This is a genomic window from Variovorax sp. P4_D9 (assembly GCF_056401695.1).
Genome location: NZ_JBFUIU010000691.1, coordinates 1 through 4,632, shown reverse-complemented (window position 1 = coordinate 4,632; position 4,632 = coordinate 1). Strand labels below are relative to the sequence as shown.

Here is a 4,632-nt window from a genome sequence, read left to right as displayed (position 1 = left end):
GCCTACTCGCCCGGCGCGCGCATCCTGAGCGTGGAGTCGATCAACGCAAGTGCGGCGAACGACATGCAAGGCCTTGATGTCGAGGAACTTGGCGCGAGCCGGTTCAAGGAGATATTCCGCGAGCTCATGCAGAGCGAGAACATCGTGGTGGACGTCGGCGCCTCCAACGTGGCGGCGTTCATGACGGAGATGAAGCGCTTCAAGAGCGCCGTGGGTGAATTCGATTTGGTGTTGGTGCCCACGGTGCCGGCCGCCAAGCAGCAGCTTGACACTATCGCCACCATCGACTGGCTGCATGAGCTTGGGTTGGACGCCCGCAAGGTGCGGGTGGTGTTCAACCAGTACGCGAGCGACACACAGGATCCCGTAGAGATCGTCTACGCGCAGGTGCTGGGCTATGCGGCTGCCGACGGCAGGGGCAAGGCGATCTTCGAACCGCACGCCGTCGTCGATCACAACGAGGCTTACGAACTGGCCAAGGAGTCCGGCCAGGTCGTGCGCGAACTGGCCGGCAGCACGACCGACTGGAAGGCGGCGCGCGGCGAAGCCAAGCGCGCGGGCGACATGGCTGCGCTGGAGCGCGCGATGTCGGGCCAGATGACGCACGATCTCGCGGTGACCGCCCACGAAAATCTGGCGCGCGTGCACGCGATGCTGTTTGGGATACAAAGTGCGAACGACGTTGGCCCCGCGTCTTCCGGCAGGAAGCGCGCGTGAATCCGGCAAGCGCACAGCATGCGGCGTTGCGCATCCTGCTGGAGGATGTCGATCCTCTGCTGCAGCGTGCCGAGGAAGCGACTCAGACGCTGACAAAGGTGCGCGAGGAACTGAATGCCGATCTGACGACGTTGGGCTCGCTGGTCCAGCAGTCGCTCGATGCGCAACCGCTGTTGCTGGAGACAGGCCGCAAGCTCAGCGCCTCGGCCTCGCGGATCGAGGCCGCGATGCACGGTGGTCCGCTTCCGGCGAATGCCGACGCCGCACGCACTGGTGTTCCCCTCTGGGTCGCCTGCACCCTCAGCGCAGCGCTGTCGGCGGCGTTGGTCACGGGCACGATCTGGTTCGGAACGCGTAATGTGCTGGAGCAGGCGCGCGTTGGCCGCGCGCTCATGTCGGCGTGGCCATCGCTCGACGCGGCCACGCGCATCAAGGTTCACGAACTGATCGGGAAATCATGAGAAGCCCGACGCTTCGTACAAGGGTCGATTTGATGCAGATGCACACAACATGGCCGACGAGAAAATGTCGCCGGCCGTGGTGTCTCCGAGGAATGCCTGATCAGTCGTCGAACTTCTCGTCTTCATCGCCGACGCGGTTCGCAGCGCGTGCGCGCAGCGGCGCAGGCAGCCAGCGCAAGCCTTCGAGCTTGGTCGCGCAGTACGCGATGGTTTCGGGCTTCTTCATTCCGGCCACGGCCTTCGTGGAGTCGATGCCCGTCGCTTCTTTCACGGCCTCCAGTGCCTTGGCCTTGCTGACGCTGCCGAGGTAGTTCGCGGCCGTGGGTGCCCACCAGTCGGCCAAGTCGATGCCGAGGGCCTCGGCGATCGCGTCGCTCTGGTCGCTGGTGCGTTCACGGCCCGCCACCGCGTCGATGCTGCGCGCGGTGCAATAGGCCAGCAGTTCCAGCAGCGTCTCGCGGTCCTGGCCGAGCAGCCAGGAGAACATCGCCTCCAGGTTGCCCGGGAGCCGGTCGCCCCACTCCGTCTCGGCCTGGCCGAGGATCGCGCCTGCGGGGGAGTTCTCGTAGCCGGTCGCGTTCTGCGCGAGGCTGTCGTCGCTGGTCACACGCACGCTGACCTTCACCAAGTCATTGCCCCGGCTGTACTGGCCGAAGACGGTCTCGGCCATCCGGTGCACGAGCGTGGCCAGCGCCACCTGCGGATTCTGAGTCAGTGCGGCCTGGATCACGGCGGTGCGATGCGCGGTCATGTCGCGCATGAGCTTCTCGCTGAACTCGGGGCGCTTCCTCGTGTCCTGCGTTGCCTGGCGGTCGCCGTCTTCTCCTTCATCGCCACTGGCGTTGCCGTTGCCATTGCCAGGCCCCGAATTGCCGGCGCCCTGCCCTGCACCACCCTTCCCCGCCTGTCGATCCTGAGGCCGGATCAGGCCACGATGGACGGTCACGCATCCGGCGTGGTCGATGCGAAGCAATGCACCCGTGCGCGCCATCTGTTCAGGCGTCCACGCCTGCAAGGCCGCCCGTGCGGTGTCGAGCTTGTCGTCCAGATCATCCAAGGCAGTGGACAGGCGCTGTTCCTCTGCCTCGTACTCATCGGAATCGGGATCTCCTTCTTCCTCGTTCCGGTCATAGGCCTCGGCCAGGCGATCGCGCTCAGCTTCCATGGCCTCGATGACCTGTGCCTCCTCCGATGTCGGCTCGCGCTCCGCCTGCGGCTCGCTCCCATAGCGACGCAGCGCGAGGTTGTCGCCCTCGGTGAGGCAGTCCACAAACCCCCAGCCTTCGGTGCGCACTTCCTCGCCCAGGCCGCGCAGCTTCTCCATCGCGAGGGTCTGCAACAGCACGGAGTCGTCCAGGTAGACGCTCCTTGCATCTTCGTCCTCGGCAAAGAGGTCGCGGCGCACCGCCCCGCCCCGGGCCTCGTAGGCTTCGATGCCCACGAAACGCGCGAGCCGACTGTCGCCTGCGCAGGACTGCTCGGTGAGCATGCGCCGGACCGTCGACGCATCATGGTCGTAGTCCGGCAGGCCATCCCAGACGGCCTCCTGCGCCGCATGGTCCTCGGTCAGCGCGAGCGCCTGCAACTGATCCGGCTCGATCGCGTCGGCGCGGTACATGGCGAGGAATCGGGGGGCCAGACGCGCGAGCTTCAAGCGACGCTCGACCGTCAGCACGCTGACCCCGAAGCGGCCCGCCACCTGCGCAACCGTCAGGCCCTCCTCCACCAACTTGCGAAAGGCCTCCATCTCGTCCGCGGGATGCATGGCTTCGCGGCCCGAGTTCTCGGCCAGCGACACCTCGGCGGCGCGGGCGTCATCGTAAAGCTTGCATTCCACGGGCTGCGATGCGCTCCACTTGCCCTCTTCGACCAGCTTGTGCATGGCCCGCAGGCGGCGGCCACCGGCGACCACCGCGAAGCGTCCATCCGCCTGGGCGACGACAGACAGGCGCTGCAGCAGTCCCTGCGACTCGATGAGGGCAGCGAGTTCGATGATACCGTCCTCGTGGACCACCCGGCGCACGTTGGCGTCGCTGAGCACCAATTGGTCCAGCGCCACCAGCAGGTCGCGGGCGCTGGGTTCGATCTCCGCATGGGCGATGGCCTTCATGGGAGCCKTCGGCTGGGTGGCCTTGGGGACTCTTCCAGCCTTGGGCATCTTCGGAGCCCTCGCCCCGTTGAGCTTGCGTGGAGTCTTGCCTTCGGCGGCTATATGGGTTTCGGCAGCAGCAGTCATTTCCGTGTCCTTTGCAGTTGAGTTGAAGAGAGAGCCGGGCTTCTAGATCTCGAGCCCTTCAATGAAGGGTTGGGGTTCGCATCGGCCTCCTGCCTGGAACTGGCCGCCGTTCTCCTGAGTCTTTCGCCCGGTGAACGACAGCGACGGCGGGGACGGGGGAGCAAGGGGGAAGGTTTGTAAGGCGCAGCCTTATGAAAACCCCCTTGCAGGCGAAGCCGGTCCCCCGGCCCCGCGGGCGCAGAGTCACCGAAAAAGGCGAGAGACACAGGAGAACGGCAGCACCGCCCGAGGCCGACGCGCACCGCAACCGCCGCGCGGCGAGCGCCTCTACCTGCCGCAGGCAGGTCTGGTCGAAGGAGGTTCAAGGGACGCAGTCCCTGCGCCAGGGATGCGCAAGGCTGGCCAGCAGGCCAGTCCCCGCGAGGGAATGAGCGCGAAGGCGCGAACCTGGAGCAGCCCGACAGCGGCGAAGCCGGTGGGGCGCGCGCATGATGCGCATCAAGGCCGCACGGAATGGCAGCTTCTCGATCGATCTTGCCGACCATCGACGACCTGGCGAAAAACGCGAGCGCTTGAACCCTTCGAGCCGCGGTACTGGACGCGCTCGATACCGAGCTTGCCATCGGCCTGCTTCGTCAGGTCATTGCCGGTCGAAGTGGGAGATGGGACAAAAGCGCGGAACACGCAAGCGAAGGGACGTGCAGGAACCGTTCAATCAGGATCGCCAGGAGGCGCTTCGCCTCCTGCCTGACCATGTGGCGAGCCAAATCCTGATCCGGCGAAGCGATGCCGTCGAGCGATGCGCAGCGCGCGCGTCCAGCGCACGCTGCTGCAGTGGGCCGATGAAGGCGCGGCCATTCGCGAGATGGATCGGTTCGCCTTCGAGACGGCCTTTCCGCACCATCGAAGAGGGCCGCCTCCCGGCCACGCTGGTCCGCGAGATGGAACGGGAAGCTGCGGTCACGAAGTCGGGAGCAAATCCAGCACAGCTGGTGCTGGTCGCGGYAGTTCGGACAAATTCGCAAAGCAAGAGCCGGAGCCTGGCTCCGGCTCCGGCCGCGTCAGCGGCCGATGCGCCGCAACGCGAGCTGCCACAGCCCGGTGTTCAGGCGCACGTTCTCCCGGATGGCACGGATGCCCCGTGTGCGCATCGCCCGGCCGGTCGCCGTGCGTCCGCACAGACCGCCGCGCAGGACTCCCTCCTGCACTGCATTGAAC

General features: G+C 66.3%; 3 protein-coding genes. 2 read left to right on the top strand and 1 reads right to left on the bottom strand.

From position 1 onward, the window contains the following. The coding region (locus tag AC1DY5_RS42740) for a hypothetical protein (RefSeq protein ID WP_478120480.1) at window positions 1-717 on the top strand (717 nt) is incomplete at its 5' end. Window positions 718-743: 26 nt separating this feature from the next. Further along, a complete protein-coding gene (locus AC1DY5_RS42735; RefSeq protein ID WP_478120479.1) occupies window positions 744-1,178 on the top strand; it encodes a hypothetical protein in 435 nt (144 codons plus the stop codon). Between the two features lie 100 nt (window positions 1,179-1,278). Here AC1DY5_RS42735 and AC1DY5_RS42730 read toward each other — a convergent pair whose 3' ends face one another. Beyond that, on the bottom strand, window positions 1,279-3,414 hold the full coding sequence (locus AC1DY5_RS42730; protein ID WP_478120478.1) for a ParB/RepB/Spo0J family partition protein: 2,136 nt from the start codon (window positions 3,412-3,414) through the stop codon (window positions 1,279-1,281). Window positions 3,415-4,632: the final 1,218 nt, after the last annotated feature.